This window comes from Mucilaginibacter lacusdianchii (genome assembly GCF_009770985.1).
Lineage (GTDB): Bacteria > Bacteroidota > Bacteroidia > Sphingobacteriales > Sphingobacteriaceae > Mucilaginibacter > Mucilaginibacter lacusdianchii.
Genome location: NZ_WSRW01000003.1, coordinates 600577 through 620277 on the forward strand (window position 1 = coordinate 600577; position 19701 = coordinate 620277).

Annotated in this window: 16 protein-coding genes; 9 read left to right on the forward strand and 7 right to left on the reverse strand. The window is 41.7% G+C overall.

What is annotated here, in order from left to right; translation table 11 throughout:
- Positions 1 to 11 precede the first annotated feature (11 nt).
- The 5 genes from GPM24_RS16030 to GPM24_RS16050 form a co-directional block, all read right to left on the reverse strand.
- Entirely contained in the window at positions 12 to 1064 is a 1053-nt protein-coding gene (locus GPM24_RS16030; RefSeq protein ID WP_158827986.1) for a response regulator, read from the reverse strand.
- Entirely contained in the window at positions 1061 to 2251 is a 1191-nt protein-coding gene (locus tag GPM24_RS16035) for a sensor histidine kinase (protein WP_158827987.1), read from the reverse strand. The genes GPM24_RS16030 and GPM24_RS16035 overlap by 4 nt, the downstream gene beginning before the upstream one ends.
- A gap of 152 nt (positions 2252 to 2403) precedes the next feature.
- Entirely contained in the window at positions 2404 to 3303 is a 900-nt protein-coding gene (locus GPM24_RS16040) for a helix-turn-helix domain-containing protein (protein ID WP_158827988.1), read from the reverse strand.
- Positions 3304 to 3378: 75 nt separating this feature from the next.
- Positions 3379 to 3597, reverse strand: coding sequence for a hypothetical protein (locus GPM24_RS16045; RefSeq protein ID WP_158827989.1), 219 nt, complete (start codon positions 3595 to 3597; stop codon positions 3379 to 3381).
- Positions 3598 to 3701: 104 nt separating this feature from the next.
- Positions 3702 to 4550 (reverse strand): SDR family oxidoreductase, encoded by an 849-nt coding sequence (locus GPM24_RS16050; RefSeq protein WP_158827990.1) that lies wholly within the window; start codon positions 4548 to 4550, stop codon positions 3702 to 3704.
- A 277-nt stretch (positions 4551 to 4827) separates the two neighbouring features.
- Between GPM24_RS16050 and GPM24_RS16055 the strand changes: the two genes are divergently transcribed.
- The 8 genes from GPM24_RS16055 (at position 4828) to GPM24_RS16090 (ending at position 16332) form a co-directional block, all read left to right on the forward strand.
- On the forward strand, positions 4828 to 6777 hold the full coding sequence (locus GPM24_RS16055) for an alpha-1,4-glucan--maltose-1-phosphate maltosyltransferase (protein ID WP_158827991.1): 1950 nt from the start codon (positions 4828 to 4830) through the stop codon (positions 6775 to 6777).
- Between the two features lie 5 nt (positions 6778 to 6782).
- Entirely contained in the window at positions 6783 to 10124 is a 3342-nt protein-coding gene (treS, locus tag GPM24_RS16060) for a maltose alpha-D-glucosyltransferase (RefSeq protein WP_158827992.1), read from the forward strand.
- Positions 10125 to 10130: 6 nt separating this feature from the next.
- On the forward strand, positions 10131 to 12083 hold the full coding sequence (glgB, locus tag GPM24_RS16065; RefSeq protein ID WP_158827994.1) for a 1,4-alpha-glucan branching protein GlgB: 1953 nt from the start codon (positions 10131 to 10133) through the stop codon (positions 12081 to 12083).
- Between the two features lie 186 nt (positions 12084 to 12269).
- Positions 12270 to 13454 (forward strand): nicotinate phosphoribosyltransferase, encoded by a 1185-nt coding sequence (gene pncB / locus GPM24_RS16070; RefSeq protein ID WP_158827996.1) that lies wholly within the window; start codon positions 12270 to 12272, stop codon positions 13452 to 13454.
- 47 nt (positions 13455 to 13501) lie between these two features.
- Positions 13502 to 14230, forward strand: coding sequence for an FRG domain-containing protein (locus GPM24_RS16075; protein WP_158827998.1), 729 nt, complete (start codon positions 13502 to 13504; stop codon positions 14228 to 14230).
- 266 nt (positions 14231 to 14496) lie between these two features.
- On the forward strand, positions 14497 to 15591 hold the full coding sequence (locus GPM24_RS16080; protein ID WP_158828000.1) for a fatty acid desaturase: 1095 nt from the start codon (positions 14497 to 14499) through the stop codon (positions 15589 to 15591).
- 2 nt (positions 15592 to 15593) lie between these two features.
- The gene (locus GPM24_RS16085; protein WP_158828002.1) at positions 15594 to 15779 is read left to right on the forward strand and encodes a hypothetical protein; all 186 of its coding nucleotides are present in this window, start codon (positions 15594 to 15596) and stop codon (positions 15777 to 15779) included.
- A gap of 145 nt (positions 15780 to 15924) precedes the next feature.
- Positions 15925 to 16332 (forward strand): VOC family protein, encoded by a 408-nt coding sequence (locus GPM24_RS16090; RefSeq protein WP_158828004.1) that lies wholly within the window; start codon positions 15925 to 15927, stop codon positions 16330 to 16332.
- Positions 16333 to 16342: 10 nt separating this feature from the next.
- Here the strand turns inward: GPM24_RS16090 and GPM24_RS16095 are convergent, their stop codons facing one another.
- Positions 16343 to 17056: a DUF72 domain-containing protein gene (locus GPM24_RS16095; protein ID WP_158828006.1), complete on the reverse strand. Its 714-nt coding sequence runs from the start codon at positions 17054 to 17056 to the stop codon at positions 16343 to 16345.
- A 35-nt stretch (positions 17057 to 17091) separates the two neighbouring features.
- Positions 17092 to 17934: a hypothetical protein gene (locus tag GPM24_RS16100; RefSeq protein ID WP_158828008.1), complete on the reverse strand. Its 843-nt coding sequence runs from the start codon at positions 17932 to 17934 to the stop codon at positions 17092 to 17094.
- A gap of 779 nt (positions 17935 to 18713) precedes the next feature.
- Here GPM24_RS16100 and GPM24_RS16105 point away from each other — a divergent pair.
- Positions 18714 to 19658 (forward strand): helix-turn-helix transcriptional regulator, encoded by a 945-nt coding sequence (locus GPM24_RS16105; protein ID WP_158828010.1) that lies wholly within the window; start codon positions 18714 to 18716, stop codon positions 19656 to 19658.
- Positions 19659 to 19701 lie beyond the last annotated feature (43 nt).

Below are 19701 nucleotides of genomic sequence, written 5' to 3' on the forward strand. Positions count from 1 at the left end.
ATAGTGCTTTACTAGTTTTTCATTTTGATAAGCCGGTGAATGTCCAGCACCTGTATAGTACTGCCTTTCTTTTCAATTAAACCTTCATCTTTAAAATCAGTGAGGGTACGGCTTACTGTTTCCGTAGCAATGCCAGCCATTGAGGCCAATTCCTCACGTGAGGCTTTAAACTGTGACGGGTCTGCCGACTGTTTGCTCAATCGAACTAATGTTTGAGCCAGGCGTTTACGAACCGAGTGGTAGGCTAGTTCCATCAACTGCTCCTCTTTTTCGCGCACATTGTTTGACAGTATTTTGATGAATTGATTGCCTACATCAGGAAAACGGTTAATTAAGTTCAAAATACTATCTTTTGGCAACAGGCAAACGGAAGAGTCTTCGGTGGCTTCAGCTGTTTCGCTAAAATTTTCATCCAGTAGTAAGGCGGCAACGCCTAAATAATCGTCGGCTTTAAACAAGCCGGTCATCAACTCACGGCCATCTTCTGCCAGTTTAATAGTTTTAATGCCGCCATCCAGCACCAGGTACAAGCCTTGTGGCTGGTCGCCATCGTAATATAAAATCTGTTTCTTTTTTACCTGTCTTATTTTACGGCTTGCAATTAAGGTGGTTAACTCCGTCATGCCATTGGCCGACGTGGCGGCTAACTGTTCAATGCCTTGCAATGCTTTACTATAAAAAGCTTGTTGCTTTTCTTTTTTACCTAGTCGGCTTTCAATGGCGTTTAATAATTCTATATCATCAAAGGGCTTGGTCAGGTAATCATCAGCGCCCATTTCCATGCCTTTTCTAAAATCTACCCTTTCGGCTTTTGCTGTTAAAAATATGAAAGGAATAGTTGCCGTTTCCGGATTTTTATTTAACAAATACAATACGCCGTAGCCATCCAGCTCGGGCATCATAATATCGCACAAAATAAGGTCGGGCTTGTATTGCTGTGCCAGTTCTACACCCAATTTACCGTTGCTGGCTTCTTCAACTTCATAACCTGTTAACTCTAAAATTTCGGCGGTGCTTTCGCGGATATCGTTGTTATCTTCAATAATTAGAATTTTGGTTTTCATACTGCGATAGGAAATGATATGGTGAATGAAGTGCCTTGGTTTACTTTGCTTTCAAATTCAATTTGGCCATTCATTAGGCCTGCATAACGGGTAACGATATTTAAACCGAGTCCGGTGCCGGGAATGTTACCGGTATTGTGCGCTCTGAAAAATGCTTCAAATAAATGTTTCTGATCACTATCTGGAATGCCGATGCCATTGTCTTTAACCGCTACTATCAAGTGCGATTCGGTAATTTCGGTATTGAATTCAATGAACGTGTTTTCGCCAGAATATTTAATGGCGTTACTTACCAGGTTGATAATGCAGTTTTTCAACAGTGACTGGTCGAGTGATACCATGCTTACGGTACCGGTATGCTGATAGATGATGTGCTGGTTTTGTTTGGCAACCAACTGCATTTCTTCGGTAATTTCTTCGGCAAATTTTACAATATCAAAACGGGTATAAACCGGCTCAACTTTGCCGGCTTCCAGGCGTTCGAGCGACAGGAAATCGTTCAAAATGGCAGTTAAGTTACCAACCGAGTTTTTAATTTTTCCGATATGTTTAGCAATGTTGGGGTTATTGAATTGCTGAGCATATTTTTCGATAAGTACAGCCGATAATTGTATAGAACTTAAAGGCGTGCGAAACTCATGTGAAGCCATGGATACAAAACGGCTTTTAAGTTGGTTAAGCTCTTTTTCTTTTTCGAGTGATTGGCTTACTTCTTCTTTAGCGTGTTGTAGTTCTGTTACGGTTTCGCGAAGGGATTGCGTACGTTCAGCTACTTGTTCTTCCAATTGCCCGGCGTATTCTTTAAGGCGTTCTTCGGCCTCTTTTTCGCGACTTAGATCGTGAATAAAACCTGTATATATTTTGCGGCCCGAAAACTGTACTTCGCTTACGCCCAAACGAAATGGGAACACAGAGCCATCTTTGCGCAAGCCCTGTACCTCGCGACCAATACCAATAATATGAGGATTGCCGGTACGATCATAACGACGGATGTATTCATCATGCTGGGCCTGATCGGGCTGAGGCATAAGCATGGATATGTTTTTGCCGATAACCTCGTTAGGTTGATAGCCAAATAGTTTGCAGGCCGATGGATTAATGGTTTCCACGACACCGCGTTCGTTTATGGTGATAATGCCATCAATGGCATTGTCGATAATTGCGTTCAGTAAAGCAGCATTTTCCATGCTTTGCAGATAATTTATTAAGCCGTATAGTTAACAAATATCTGACAACTGCCACAATTTTTTGTTGCTAAAGATTAAACTAAATAGTGACGCGCATCACTTTTATATTCGTGATTACTACTAACACTGCCTCAAACATTACATTTAATTGCCTAAGCCGCCCTGAACGCTGATGGCGATACAGCCGTACGTTTTTTAAAAAAATTATTGAAATGTGAAGGCTCCTCAAAACCCAAACAGTAGCTTATTTCGGATATATTCCAGTTTGTATGTTTTAGCAACACTTTTGCTTCGGTGGTTATGCGCTCGGCAATGTGGTGCGTGGTAGTTTTACCAGTGGTGGTTTTAATGGCGCGGTTCAGGTGATTAACGTGAACGGCCAGATGATCGGCAAAATCTTTAGCCGATCGTAACGCAAATTGCTGCCCTGGTGATTCAATTGGAAACTGCCTTTCTAGCAACTCTGAAAACACTGCAGTAATACGCGAATTGGCATCCGTGTGCTGATGTATAATCTCAGTAGGCTGCATTTTCAACGCGAAGTGAATCAGTTCGGTTACATAACTACGAATCAAGTCATACTTAAACACATACTCCGAACCTACTTCCTCTAACATTTTTTCAAATATCTGACTTGCCCTTTGGTGTTGTTCAAAATTTAACATATAAGCAGGCTTGCTACCTAAAGCAAACATGGGAAGGTCCTTGATATTGCCGCGCAGGTTTTCCGTGAAAAAAGCTTCTTTAAAGATACAGAAATAGCCGTTATGACCCGAAAAGGATTCGACGGTATAAGGCACATTAGGATTGAAAAAAATCAGACTATGGCCAGATACTTTAATGCTTTTATCGGCATAATGATAAATAAAGTCGCCTTTTAACAAGCTGATTTTATAAAAATCGCGGCGGGCATATTGAATGGGTCTTGGATTTGGACCTGCGCAATCATTCATGTTAAAAACATTAAAATGGCCAATGTCCTGACCTAAGTTTTCGGGCACATGATTGAACTTGTATCGGTAAAAGTCTTCTATGGTTTCTGGTTGTGGCATGGCTAATAAGTTTAAGTTTGTAACAGGTGCTTATATGTAAGATAAAAATACACGAAATATTTTAAATGTATGCAGTCAGCCAGATATAGCTACATGATACATAAATTCGTCTTTAAGGCTCGAGCCAAAAATAGTTTCATCATCAGTATTTTTAGCAGCATAGCAATTTTTAGTTTCTGCTTCTGCGTAAGAGTGGGTAGTTAAACTGCCGGAATAAATATGTTCGATATTTAGCAAAGCTTTTTGACTTACCGTTGTATCGTGGGTTTTGATGGTTATTACTAGCGTTTTCATGGTTTGTAGGATTACATGTTTTTATTTAACGAGCGTATTGTATACCTTTTATTATACTGGTATGGTTAAATATACCATACCAGTATTTTTTGATGATCGACATATTAAACTTGCTCATAACCTGTTGATGTGATCAACGGTTTCCATTTTTCGAGGTCGTTTTTTATGATGTCTATTTTTTGATAAGCCAAGTCATAAGCATCTTGGCCTAAAAAAAGATGTACCGGAGGTTCTGGGTCTGACGCAACATCAATCATTACTTGAGCAGCTTTGTCAGGGTCACCAGGCTGGTTACCGTTGATGTTGTCTTCATGTGCACTTTGCACTTCACGGACGTTGCTGTACTCTTCAATTGGATTTTGAGGAACACTTAGCGAACCGGAGGTTAAAAAATTGGTACGGAAATATCCTGGATAAACTACTGTAGCCTTAATACCGAACAACGCAGCTTCGGCAGCCAGCGATTCGGTAAAGCCGTGCACTGCAAATTTAGTAGCACAGTAGATACCAAACCCCGGGAAATTGCCGGTAAAGCCACCGATCGACGATATGTTAAAGATATGGCCCGACCGCTGCTTTCTTAAATGTGGCATTACCTGGCGGATAATATTTAAGCTGCCAAATACATTAATGTTAAAATTAGCACGTGCTTCTTCATCGCTTAATTCTTCTAATCCGCCTACTTGGCCGTAGCCGGCATTATTCACTACCACATCAATTTTTCCGAAACGGGCGATAATTTGATCTAAGGCGTCGACAATACTTTGTTCCGATTTAAGGTTAACTGCCAGCGGCAAAAATGCATCAGTGGTTTGGCCAACTGCGGCCTGTAAATCATCAATGCTACGAGAGGTGGCTGCCACTTGGTAGCCTTGGTTTAATAATTGGTTTACCAGTGCCAGCCCTAAACCTTTAGAGGCTCCTGTTACTAACCATACTTTGTTGTTGTTCATAATGTTTCTTTGTGTTTGTTGATACAAAAGTAGTTTGGCGGGCAGGGGGAGCGTTTGCATGATTCAAGCCGATACTTGCAAATTTCAAACAATTGAAAAAATCGTTGAATTAAAGTGCTAATAAGTGAGCGATAAGGATACGTTAGGTTTACAAATAGATACTATTTGCATTTACCTTAAACTTTTAACACCACCTGTTGGTTTCTCTTCTGAAAATGAGCTAACGTTCATTTTTTTAAATAATAGTTAACGCCTTACAACTTATAAATCGATATTAATGATTCAACCAGGTGGCAACAGACGGGTTATTATCACCAATGTTTCTCCAAGCGTAGAAGGAGGCTTATTTCCGGCTAAAGCGGTAGTAAACGAAACAATAACCTTATCGGCAGATGTTTTTGGCGACGGCCATGATGAAATTGCAGCCAGTGCTTTTATCAAGCACAAAAGCGATACACAATGGACAGAGCTGCCCATGCAGTTTATGGTGAACGATCATTGGCAAATTACTTTTCGGGCAGAAAAGCTGGGCTTTTATGAATTTCGGATAGAAGGCTGGGAAGACCATTATACCAACTGGAAAAAAGGTCTCAAAAAGAAATACGCCGCCGGACAGGATATTGCTGTAGAATTGCAGATAGGTGCTAACCTGCTCAAAGAAGCAGCGGCAGCCATGCCTGCGCAAAGCAAGCAAATATTGCAATGGGCCAATCAATTAGCTCAGACAACCAATCCCGAAGAAAATGTTACGCTGGCATTGAGCGATGACATTGCCAAGGTAATGTATCAATACCGTAATCCGGAACTGGTAACCGTATATCCAACTACATTTACCATTGAGGTGGAGCGGACAAAAGCGGCCTACAGTACATGGTACGAATTATTTCCCCGTTCTACCGCATCAGAACCAGGCAAGCACGGCACATTTAAGGATGTGGCTAAACTGTTGCCGCGGGTAGCAAAAATGGGGTTTGATACGCTGTATTTCCCACCTATACATCCTATAGGCGAAAAGAACCGCAAAGGGCGCAACAACTCTCTAACTGCCGGACCAGAAGATCCCGGATCGCCTTGGGCTATCGGTAACCGCTTGGGGGGGCATAAGGCCATTCACCCTGAGTTGGGAACTTTGGAAGATTTTAAGGCCTTGATTGTTGAGGCCGAGCAGCACGGTATTGAAATTGCCATGGACATTGCTTACCAATGTGCACCAGACCATCCCTACGTCAAATCAAACCCGCAATGGTTCATTTGGCGACCGGACGGTACGGTACAATACGCTGAAAATCCACCGAAAAAATATGAAGACATTTTGCCATTTAACTTCGAGACAGATGATTGGGAAAATTTATGGAAGGAGTTAAAAAGTGTAATTGACTATTGGGTAGATGCCGGTATCCGTGTGTTTCGTATTGATAACCCACATACCAAAGCTTTCCGATTTTGGCAATGGATGATAGGAGAGGTGCGTGTAAAAACACCGGAAGTAATCTTTTTAGCTGAGGCATTTACCCGTCCGCGGGTGATGGAACGTTTGGGTAAAGCGGGTTTCAATCAATCATATACTTATTTTACCTGGCGCAATACCAAGCAGGAGTTGGAAGAGTACATGACCGAACTGACCAAAACCGAAATGCGCTATTTTTATCGCCCCAACTTTTGGCCCAATACGCCGGATATATTGCCACCGGCACTAATTAAAGGCGGCGAAAATGCGCACATCACCCGCTTAATACTGGCAGCCACACTATCATCCAGTTACGGTTTGTATGGTCCGGTTTATGAGTTCGGAATCAATGCCCCTCATGGTGCAAAAGAAGAATATGTTGACAATGAAAAATATGAAATAAAGCACTGGGACTGGAGCGCTTATACGCGTATAGGTGAGGTCATTACCCGTGTGAATCGTATACGTAAGCAAAACCCCGCCCTGCATTCTACCTGGAATGTAGAGTTTGCTGAAACTACCAATGATCAAATTATCAGTTATGTTAAAACTGACGAAGATACCGGCAACAGCCTAATTGTTGTAGTTAACCTGGATGTGTTTAATACACAGTCAGCACAGGTAAAAATACCAATGCCGAAGCTGGGATTAGATTACGCCGACACTTATGTGGTGCGCGATCTTTTAAGCGGCAGCAAATATACCTGGGGCGAGTTCAATTTTGTAGAACTGAACCCTTATCAAATGCCTGCACATATTTTTAAAGTAGAAAAACAATAACAACCATGCCTCAAGATATCAATCAAATAGACGATAAATTACACTGGTATAAAGATGCCATTATATACGAGTTGCACATCAAGGCATTTGCCGACGGTAATTGCGACGGGATAGGCGATTTTCAGGGCTTGATGGGCAAACTGGATTATCTGCAAGATTTAGGTGTTACCGCTATCTGGCTGCTACCATTTTATCCATCTCCTTTAAGGGATGATGGTTATGATATTGCCGATTACTATAATATTAACCCATCCTACGGTGATATCCGGCAGTTTAAAGCTTTCATGAAAGAAGCACATGCCCGCGGATTGAAAGTTATTACTGAGCTGGTTATTAATCACACATCCGACCAGCATCCATGGTTTCAACGTGCGCGCAAAGCACCAAAAGGTTCCGATAAGCGCAACTATTATGTGTGGACGGATGATCCTACCCAGTTTAAAGATGCCCGTATCATCTTTCAGGATTACGAACTTTCTAACTGGACATGGGATCCGGTGGCACAGCAGTACTACTGGCACCGCTTTTTTCATCACCAGCCCGATTTAAATTATGACAACCCATTAGTGCAGCAGGAAGTATTCAAGATATTGGAATACTGGTGTAAAATGGGCGTAGATGGATTCCGTTTGGACGCTGTACCGTACCTTTTCGAGCGTGATGGTACCAACTGCGAAAACCTGCCCGAAACGCACGACTTTTTAAAGAAGGTGCGCAAATTTGTGGATGACCGTTTCCCTGGTACACTGCTATTAGCCGAAGCCAACATGTGGCCCGAAGATTCAGCCGCTTATTTTGGTAACGGTGATGAGTGCCAGATGAACTATCACTTTCCGGTGATGCCGCGGATGTTTATGGCTTTGCAAATGGAAGATAAATATCCTATTACGGATATCTTTGACCAAACGCCCGAAATACCTAATACCTGCCAATGGGCAATGTTTTTGCGTAACCATGATGAGCTTACGCTTGAAATGGTAACCGACGAGGAGCGCGATTACATGTACAAAACATACGTAAAAGATCCTAAAGCACGTATTAACCTGGGTATTCGCCACCGCCTGGCACCGTTGTTGGAAAATAATCGCCGTAAAATAGAATTGCTGAATGTGTTGCTATTCTCGTTACCGGGCACGCCGGTGCTTTACTACGGTGATGAGATAGGTATGGGCGACAACTTTTATTTGGGTGACCGTGACGGTGTGCGTACTCCAATGCAATGGGATTCAAGCCGCAATGCCGGTTTCTCTAACGCTAATCCGCAAAGGTTATATTTGCCGTTGATTCTTGATCCGCAATTTCATTACGAGTCGGTCAACGTTGAATTGCAATCACGTAATACATCATCGCTGCTTTGGTGGATGAAACGTATGATCGCCACTCGTAAAAAATACAAAGCATTTAGCCGGGGCGATATGAAATTCATCCAGAGCGAAAATTCAAAGGTGCTTTCATTCACCCGTACATATGAGGATCAAACCATGCTTATCATTGTCAACCTGTCGCGCTTTACACAGCCGGTTGAGTTAGATTTGAGCACCTTTGCAGGTTATGTACCGGTTGAAATACAGAGCCGAAATCGTTTCCCGATAGTAAAAGAAGATCAAGCGTATTTCCTGACGTTAGGTGGCTACGGCAGTCAGGTATTTTTATTGGAAAACGTTCGTCCGGATATGGATAACGAACAACGCTTGCGTACCATAACTCTTGCGCGTTGGAGAGATTTATTAAGCCGGGATGTTGTTGAACAGCTGGCAAACGATATACTGCCCGATTATATGATGCGCCTGCGCTGGTTTGGTGGCAAGGCCCGTGGTATGGAAACCGTACGCGTGGTAGACTTTGCTAAAATTCCGTTACCACAAAACAGCGCCTACATCTTGTTGTTAGAGGTAACCTATCGTGATGGGTTACCCGATATGTACCAGTTGCCGGTAGCGTTTGCAAGCGACGAACAAGCGCGCAAATTGCAAGAAAATTGTCCGCAGTCGGTTATTGCACAGATAACGTTGGAAGGCGTTGAGGGTATTTTGTATGATGCTATTTACGGGCTGGATTTGCAGCAGGCCATCATTACCAATATGGCAAATCACCATAGCATTCAGCAAATTAACAGCGAACTGGTGTTTACTGGTAATCGCGAGTTAAAAACGCACATTACAGAAAATCCTGATGTGAAACCCAAAATGCTTTCGGCCGAACAAAGTAATACGTCCATCACTTACGATGGTACTTACTACCTGAAGCTTTACCGAAAAGTTGACCGTGCCATTAACCCGGATATGGAAATTACACAGTTCCTGACCAGAGATGCCGGTTTTCAAAACACCCCTCAATTTATTGGGGCTATTGAGTGGCAGTTTGGTAAAGAAACGATGGTGCTGGGTATGATGCAGGAAATGGTAAAAGCCAACAGCGATGGTTGGGAATACATGTTAAGCCGCCTGGATGACTTTAATGATAATTTACTTTCATCTACTGATACAGAAAGTGTTGTGTCAACAGCATTAATTGGTAGCCTGACAGAGCCTGTAGGATATGAGCAAGTTCCTGATAGCATAAAAGGGAAGCTGGACGGAACAGTAGCCGAATTAGTTCGATTGTTGGGCGAGCGTACCGGCGAAATGCATTTAGCCCTGGCATCGGAACAATACAATCCGGCATTTAAGCCAGAAGATTATTCGTTGCATTACCAGCGCTCTTTGTTCTCTTCCTTGCAATCGCTGGTAAGGGTAGCTTTCCAAACATTGAGCAGAACCATCAAAAAGCTGCCAGAAAATGTGAGAACGGAGGCGGAAGAAGTTTTAGGGATGAAGGAGGAAATTCTAACCATTCTTAAAAAAATCTACAGTCGTAAAATCGATGTAACCAAAATTCGCATCCACGGCGATTATCACTTGGGGCAAGTACTGTTTACCGGTAAAGATTTCCAGATTTTGGATTTTGAAGGCGAACCTGCACGCAGTTACAGTGAGCGCCGTTTAAAATACTCGCCGCTAAGAGATGTTGCCGGCATGATCCGCTCATTCCATTACGCCGCCTATGGTAGCTTGTTTTTGGATAACCAAATACGTGAAGAAGATATAGAAAAATTGATTCCGCATGTTGAGCAATGGTATCACTATATGTCGGGTTTTTTGATGAAATCATATCTGGAAACGGTGAAAGATGCCTCATTTGTGCCTAAGCAGGTAGAAGATTTGGAAATATTGCTGCAAACTTTCTTATTGCAAAAAGCCGTTTACGAACTTAATTATGAGCTCAATAATCGGCCAGATTGGGTGGTTGTGCCTATTCGCGGCATCAAATCAATAGTAATGAAAAACAGATTAACAACAGCTCAATAGTCAAACATGGAAGGATACGAAATAGCAGATATTGCAAACACGCACGAGGAGGCCAAACCTTGGTTCTCCTTGTTTTCAGACTTTGATATTGAACTGTTTAAAGCCGGCAAGCACTATCATTTATACAATAAATTAGGTGCCCATCAGGTAGACCATCTGGGGCAGGCGGGTACTTGTTTTGCAGTTTGGGCGCCCAATGCTAAATATGTTTCTGTGGTTGGCAACTTTAACGGTTGGCAGCGTCAAAGCAATCCGTTGCACGTTAGATGGGACCAATCGGGTATTTGGGAAGTATTTATTCCGGGTGTAGTAGCTGGTGAGGTGTATAAGTATTTTATTGAGTCACACAATGGCTATCAAGTGGAAAAAGGCGATCCTTACGCTTACCGCTGGGAAACCCCGCCTCACACAGCAACACTTACGGCCGATTTAAATTATGCCTGGACTGATGAAAGCTGGATGAACGAACGCCAAAAACAGAGTGCGCTTAAAAAGCCCATGTCTATATATGAAATGCATATAGGCTCTTGGCGGCGGGGTGATGAAAACCTGTTTTTAACTTACCGCGAATTGGCGCCCGAACTTACTGCGTATTGCAAACAACTAGGCTTTACACATGTGGAGTTTATGCCGGTAATGGAGCACCCGTTTTACGGTTCGTGGGGTTATCAGCTTACAGGCTACTTTGCACCGTCCAGTCGCTATGGTACACCGCAAGATTTTATGTACCTGGTAGACCAATTGCATCAAGCAGGTATCGGCGTAATTCTAGACTGGGTGCCGTCTCACTTTCCAACCGATGAACATGGATTAGGCTATTTTGACGGTTCGCATTTATACGAGTATGAAGATCCGCGCAAAGGCTTTCACCCTGACTGGAAGAGCTTAATTTTTAACTTTTGCAGGAATGAGGTACGGGCGTTTTTAATCTCAAACGCTTTATACTGGTTAGAAAAATATCATATTGATGGATTGCGCGTAGATGCCGTAGCTTCTATGCTGTATCTTGATTATTCGCGCAAAGACGGCGAATGGATTCCGAATGAATACGGCGGCCGCGAAAATTTGGAAGCAATCAGCTTTTTAAAAGAGTTTAATGATGCTGTGCACACCTTCCATCCTGACGTATTTACCGCAGCCGAAGAATCAACTGCGTGGCCGGGCGTAACTGCACCAACACATGCCGGTGGTTTAGGTTTTGATTTGAAATGGATGATGGGTTGGATGCACGATACCCTCGACTATTTTGAAACGGAACCGATCTATCGCAGTTACCATCAAGGGCAGTTATCTTTTAGCTTGGTTTATGCTTTTACTGAAAAATTTGTATTGCCGTTGTCACATGACGAGGTGGTGTATGGCAAACATTCATTAATTGACAAAATGCCTGGTGACCGTTGGCAAAAGTTGGCCAACCTGCGCTTACTGTATAGTTACATGTTTGGCCATCCTGGTGCCAAAATGATATTTATGGGTGGTGAATTTGCCCAACACCACGAGTGGCAGCACGATTATAGTTTGGACTGGCATGAAAGTGAGTGGGCCGATCATAAAGGTATCCAGATTTTGTTGTCTGATTTGAATAAAATTTATCAGGAAAACCCTGCGCTGTATGACAATAACTTTTCGCCCGATGGCTTTGAGTGGATTGATATCGGCGACAGCACCAATAGCGTCATTTCCTGGACGCGCAAAGGGAGCAACCCAAATGAAAAATTATTGTTCATCGGCAACTTCACACCGGTTGTGCGCGAGAACTATCGTATTGGAGTACCGCAAATGGGGTATTATACCGAACTATTCAACTCAGACGACTTGAAATACGGCGGTAGCGATGTACTGAACGGATCTGATATTGAAACTTACCCTATACCCATGCATGGCAGAACACATTCGGTATCATTAACCTTGCCACCGCTGGGTTTAATTGTGCTGAAACACATGCGCGATTACGATTGATGAAAAATGATTTAAGCTCAATTTGTAGCGGCATCATAACATGTCATTACAGATTGAGCTTTATTTTATACCGGCATCTGATGCGGTTTTTATCTTTCTAAGTAAAAAGGATAAGCCAGGCAAGGGTGAAACAAACATTTAATATAATCCTAATTAAATAACTCACAAACAAACACTTAAACAACGATGCCCACCCGTGCACTGGTAACACTTCCATCTATCCTTGATAACGACTTTTACAAGTTTACTATGCAGCAAGGAGTAGTGCGTTTGTTTCAGGGTGCTAGTGCGCGGTATCGGTTTATCAACAGAGGTAAGCATAGTTTTCCGCCGGGTTTTGCAGAAGCATTACGAGCGTCGGTAGATGCCATGGCTGAATTGCGACTGAGCCGGGAAGAAAAGCGTTTTCTGCAGGTGACTTGTCCTTATCTCGATCCGGTGTATCTCGATTTTTTGGATGGTTACCGCTACAATCCTGAGGAAGTTCATATTGAACAGCATGGCGACCAGCTGCAGGTTCATATCGAGGGGCTTTGGTATCGCACTATCTTGTGGGAGGTGCCTATAATGTCGCTTATTTGTGAACTGTATTATATCATGCAGAATGAGAACCGCATAAGTAATGATGAGGTGATTCAAAATATCCGTCAAAAGATTGAAAACTATCGTAGCCTCGGTGTAAACATTGCAGAATTTGGTACCCGTCGCCGTTACTCCTATGAGGTGCACCGGCTGGTGGTGCAGGCATTACGGCAATACGGAGAGGGTTCATTTGTAGGTACCAGCAATGTACATATGGCCATGGCACATCAAACTAAGCCTATTGGTACACATGCACACGAGTGGTTTATGTTTCATGCCGCACGATACGGGTTTAAAATGGCCAATGCTATGGGTCTGGAAAACTGGGTGCGCGTGTTTCGCGGCGATTTAGGAATTGCGTTGTCTGACACTTACACAACCGATGTGTTTTTTAAACAGTTTGACAAGATGTTTTCTAAACTATTTGACGGTGTACGACATGATAGTGGTGATCCGTTGCAATTTGCCGACAAAGTGATTGCTCATTACCAGCAACTGGGTATCGACCCGGTGAGTAAAACCATCATCTTTTCAGACGCTTTGAATTATGATAAAGTGGCTCGTATTGCCGAGCACTGTCAAGGGCGTATAGGTATGTCGTTCGGCATTGGTACCAATTTTACAAATGATGCTGGTCCAAAGGCTATGAACATTGTTATTAAAATGACAGAAGCGCATCCTCAGGATGGTGAATGGACCGAGGTCGTAAAATTGTCTGACGAACATGGAAAATATACGGGAAGCGAACAGGTGATTAATCTCTCAAAAACTATATTAAATATTGATTGAATTGCCAATCCTGTATATATATCATTAGAAACGCATGAACAGCAAGTATGGAAGAGGTAGAATTATGCACTATCGAAGAGTTTCTAAAACTGATTAAACAAAACAAAGAAGACAACCTACAAAGCGGTAATGCTACCGACTTTTTGTTCAGAGGCCAAACGGTAGATAATCCTTTAATTCCAAAAATAGGCAGGCTTAAAGCCAGAGGTGAGCTGTTAGAGGTAGAAAAATTGTTGCTTCAAGAGTTTAAGCGTACAAATCCCTTGCTCATCGAGCAACATCGTCCAATGGATGATTGGGACTATCTTACCCTGGGGCAGCACTTTGGTTTACCTACACGATTGCTGGATTGGTCGAACAATGCCCTAACAGCCCTGTGGTTTGCTACAGGTAACACAGGGCTGGAACATCATACCGTGAGTCCGTATGCGGTTGTTTGGGTGCTAATGGTCAGTGCATCCGACTTTGAAGTTAACTTAGAAACAACACATCCTTTTGAGGTGCCCGAAACTAAGATTATACGTCCTCGTATCATCAAACTACGCATCAATAATCAATCTGGCGTCTTTAGTGTCATCTCATCTAAAGACTTGCTGGCCAAACGGTCGCTTGATGAAACGGATTCATATCAAGAAAAACTGGTTAAAATAAAAATCCCAAAAAGTTGCTGGCGTGATATACGTTCTGACCTAAACACATTAGGTGTAAATGCTTTCTCTATTTTTCCGGAGTTGGAGGGGTTATGCACTTATCTGCAATGGCGGTATTTTGAATAATCTATATAAATAGCTACAGCAATGTACATATTTCATGGTTGCGTAATTTAAATACTGATATATAGATTATTTAACTTACCTTTAAAACATTGCAATAAGAATATGTTTATATACCGCTTGGGCATTACGGAACATGTGCCTCGGAATATTTTAGCCATATTAATTATATCCCTCTTTAACTAGAGAGATTGCAATAATGTACTAGTTAGAAGTAATATGCATTATTGCTTTTGTCTCTAATTTAACTAATTGATTAAACTACTTATATGGCATTTCTGGATCATGTATTGCAGCCACCCTCGTATGGGTGGAAAGACGAGCAAGGTAATTTGGTTAAACCCACCGCCGGCCAAATTTTCAATGAATTTTTTTCACGGTTAAATATTTTTAAAACACGTAAAAACTGGTTGCCATTTTTTAGTTGGTTAAAAGTGTTGTGCTTTGTGCCGTTCTTTTTGCTGTTGTTATTTAAGTTCATGAGCATAGGTATGCTTATAGCCGCTTTTGTATACAGCATGATTGTATTGGGCACACATGGCACTATCTGGCATCATCGTTATTGCACACATGGCGCTTACCGGTTTAAAAATGCTTTCTGGCGTTTTTTTACACAAAACTTAACTATTAACGTAATACCCGAAGAGATATATGTGGTATCTCACCATGTGCATCATGCAAAATCTGATCAGCCGGGTGACCCTTATAATGCCGAAGCTGGTTTTTTGTATTGCTTTTTAGCCGATGTAAATCATCAGCCTATTGCCAAAGATTTGTCTGAAGCCGATTATAACCGTATTAAATTGTTAATGAAGCATACTGGTGTATCTGGCAATAGCTATGCACAATATCAAAAGTGGGGATCTTATGTTAAGCCGTCTGCCGCAGTATTGTCATGGATATTGAACTGGGCGTTTTGGTATGGTGCTTTTTACTTAATGGGTGGTCATGCACTAGCCTGTTCGTTATTCGGTGCCGCAGGCTTTTGGGCTGTTGGTGTACGTACTTTTAACTATGAAGGGCATGCTAAAGGTAAAGAGAAGCAGAGAGAGGGCGTAGATTTTAGCCAGAATGATAAATCAATAAACCAAGTGTGGCCAGGCATCGTGGCTGGCGAATGGCACAATAATCACCACTTATATCCAAAAAGTGCACGTAGTGGATTTAAACCCCACCAAGTAGATTTGGCTTGGTATTATATATTTTTGATGTACAAGCTCGGCGCTGTAACATCTTACCGCGATTCTAAGAAACAGTTTTATGAGCAATATCATTTGCCTTACCTGCAAAGTAAAGGACTAAAACCGGCAATTGTGCAATTGGCTGAACCTTTGGTTGTGGAAGCCAGCGCGGTAAATCGTTAACCATGAAAAAGGAGCTTAAGCTGGTTCGAGGACAAAACTTACGATATATTGGTAAAGGCTTTCCAGGATATGTGAAAGGACAACCTTACATGATATTTGTTGATTATCATCAAGGCCATGAAGTGCTGGTAAAGTACAACGATACGAACATGGTAGTAAGTAAATACCATGTAGAACCGTTAACCTAGCTTATAGCGTTTACCGTTTAAAAGAAAAGGGGAGATCAGGGCATATCAATTGTCGTGATCTCCCCTTTATATTGTCGTTATCATGCACCTATGCGTAATTTAATTGTGCCTATTATTGTCATATAAACTTACAAACTTAAATTATATGGCAACCAAAGTATTTATCAACCTACCGGTTAAAGATTTGAACGCAACTAATGAATTTTTTACCAAGTTAGGCTATCAGTTCAACAGTCAGTTTAGCAATGATAAAGCTACCTGTATGGTAGTAAGCGAACATATTTATATCATGTTGCTGGTAGAAGATTTCTTTAAAGGATTTACAAATTCAGCTATTTGTGATACCAGCAAAAGCAATGAAGTAATTGTATGTCTATCGGCAGACAGTAGGGAAGCAGTGGATGAGATAGTTAAAAAAGCGGTAGATGCCGGTGCTACCACGCCCAGCGCTCCGCAAGACCACGGCTTTATGTATGGCTACGGATTTACCGATTTAGACGGCCACCTATGGGAATTCTCATATATGGACCCTACTTACGTGCATCAAGCGTAATTACTTCCCATCAAATTATAGCGAGCAGATCCTTAGCATTCCTGATAGCAGAAGCACCAATGTCATTGTTAAAATAAACATAGGCCTGCTTGGCAGAAGTCTGCTTCACCTGTTGTGCAAAAAGGCGTAGCTCCTCTAAACTATACGCCGAGGCATATAATTGCTGCACGCCGTGAAAGCGGTAATAAATAATATCGGTGTTTTGAACTACAGCATCGGGCAGGGTAGGATGGCTCATGCCGCAAAATGTAATACCTTGCTCGGCCAGGCGGTCGTAAACCGACTTTTGCCACCAACTGGGATGGCGAAGTTCAATCACGTTAGATAAAGGAGCTTGCAGGTTGGTTAGTATTTTTTGCAGCCGCTCTTCAGAGTAAGTATAGCGGGGCGGCATTTGAAACAATATAGCACCAAGCTTATCTTGAAGTCCGTTGGCTACGGTATCATAAAATTCGCTGATTAAATCGGCCGAGTTATTAAACTGCCGGTAGTGGGTAATAAGCCGAGGGGCTTTAACTGAAAAGTTAAAGCCCCTTGGACTATCATCGTACCACTTTTTTAAGCCGGTTACAGTAGGCGATTTATAAAAAGTTCCGTTAAGTTCAACGGTGTTAAAATGCTGGCAGTAAAATTCGAACCATTTCCGCTGAGGCAAACCGTCTGGATAAAATACGCTTTTCCAGTGGCGGTAATAAAAGCCGGAGCACCCAATATGCCAAATCATTTATGAAAAGAATCGCAAAGTTTTTGGCAAATATTTTAAAACGGATATAACATTAAAGGAATGTCCAAATGCGTAGGTTCAACGTTAGCCCTGCTTTTGCTGGTCAGCTCGGCAAAATGGTATCTGCGGAAAGACATAATCAGTAAGTCAGTCTTAATAACGTTAATCATCACGTCAGTTACTTTCTTTACATCACGCTCGCGAATGTGATTTAATGACATCTGTTTACATGGAACATGCCGCTGTATAGTATTTTTAAAAAATTCGTTCGCGTAATTATTCTCCATTTGCGGGATGCCGTCGGCAGCAATATTAGCCAATGTCAATTGAGCATTATTAGCTTCAGCAATCCTTTTCAGTTGAAATAAAATTTCGTACTGACTAAAGCGGGCATCAGCCATATATACCATATTTTGTATAGACGGCTTGTTGAAATGCTGTGGCACCAGTATTACCGGGCAGTACGTTTTAGAAAGTACGGTTTGCATTTGTAAATCAACTAATTGATCAATTGGCTGATTAGCAGCAACTCCCTTAATTACCAATTTAATTTTATGTTGGTTAACAAGGTTGACAATGCCCTGTCGGGTAAGGTAATTTTCTTCAATTACATTAATAGAAGGTAGATTGCCAGTATGGTATTGTTCAGGAGCAATGCCCTCGTGCATTAAAAAGCTGTTTACCGAAAATGGCTTCTCAGCCGTTTCATTAACTGCTTTAGATTTTGCGTTGGCCAATACTTTAGCTTGTGCCTCTGTATTGCGGCTTGTATTCCAAATCAGCAAGTTAGCTTGCATTTTTTTTGCCAAAGATAAAGCGTAAGCGATTGCGCTTTTTACTCCGGCAGAGTAATCATTAATGATTAAAATGTTATTCATATGTAGATAATGGGTATTCTGGCTTTGATGATTCCGGGCAAGTATGGAACGAAGCAGAATGGATATTATTTGTGTGAAAAGTGTATCCATAAGTATGCCAAGTAATGTGTAAAACTGGTTATTTCTTACAATTGGCTTAAGGCATCCAGAAATCATTAAAATCAAATTACAATCAAGCAAAACTTTTAATTTTTTGGTGTTGTGATTTACATACAGGTGTTTGCAGAAGTGTTCAGTGCGTTGTCAATTTAAATACACTTTGCTTTCCGTTCCTGTCATACCATTAGTTCCTTTCTTACCGTAGTCGGTCTTGCTTTTGGCGAGCTAAATTTTTTAATGATAAGTACCCTGATTCGAAAGCATTTTACAGCACTACTCATTTTTACAAGATTGAATAGTAATCGACTTTCTTATAAGCGGCAATTGTCAATAATGATATATCTGCTTATAATTCTACAATCACGAAGCGTACAATTTGTTTGCATCACACTGTAATGCATATCGGACACTAATGCCATAACAATGCTGTCAATTTAGTGGTACTTGCTTATTGGCCATACGTTGGTATGACTGTATTTTACAAAAAAATAAAACACCATTGCACCTAAACGATAGCTTTGGGAAATACAAGGTGGATATGATAGGTTGCTTTTGACACTAGTTTTGCTCTTCATATGCTATCTTAGTTGCTTTGTTTTATAAAGTTGTATTCTGCAAGGTTTTTCCTTGTATATAATACACTAAGGCGCTTTGTTATTATCATAAATATTGTTAGGAATATGAACCGAATCGACCGTTTGTCTGCTATTTTAATCCAACTGCAGTCCCGTCGTACGGTAAGGGCGCAGGATATTGCCGACAGGTTTGAAATTAGTTTACGCACTGTGTACCGTGATGTAAAAGCCCTGGAAGAAGCTGGCATACCGGTAATAGGCGAAGCCGGCGCAGGCTATTCGCTGGCCGATGGCTACCGTTTGCCTCCAGTGATGTTTACGCGTGAAGAAGCTACAGCTTTTATAACGGCCGAAAAGCTGGTGGAAAAGCTTACGGACGATGTAAACGGTACGCACTATCAGTCGGCTATGTTCAAAATCAGATCAGTGCTACGGAGCGCTGAAAAAGATTATTTAGCGGGTATGGATAACAGGATAGATGTATTAAAGTCCCGGCCACACCGTCGTACTACAAACGAGATAAAACCTTTACAAACCATTCTTACAGCAATTGCCGAAAAGAAAGTATTAAGATTAAAGTACTTTGCTTACTATCGTCAGGAACATACCGAACGGTGTGTAGAGCCGGTTGGCACGTTTTATTTGGACAATTTTTGGCATCTGATTGCTTTTTGTAAAGCCCGGCAGGACTATCGCGATTTTAGGTTCGACCGAATAATGGATTTGACCGTTGCTGCAGAACATTATGAAGATAAACATCCTACACTTAAACAATATCTGGATCAGATATATCAGGAACGGAACCTCGAAGCGGTAACATTGAAAATTACGAAAGAGGCTTCATTGCACTTGGGTGAGCAAAAATATTATCATGGATATATCGATGAAGTAGAGAAGGTGGATGGTATCGAGATGTCATTCCTGACCGCATCAATAGAAGGGTTTGCAAGATGGTATTTAATGTTTGCCGATCATGCTACCATCATCAAACCTTTGGTTTTAAAAAAGCGCGTCAAAAATATTATTGAAAAAATAAATTTAGGTGCATGAAATGCTGCTGACATAGGGTTGTCACTACAGGGTGGTTACTTTG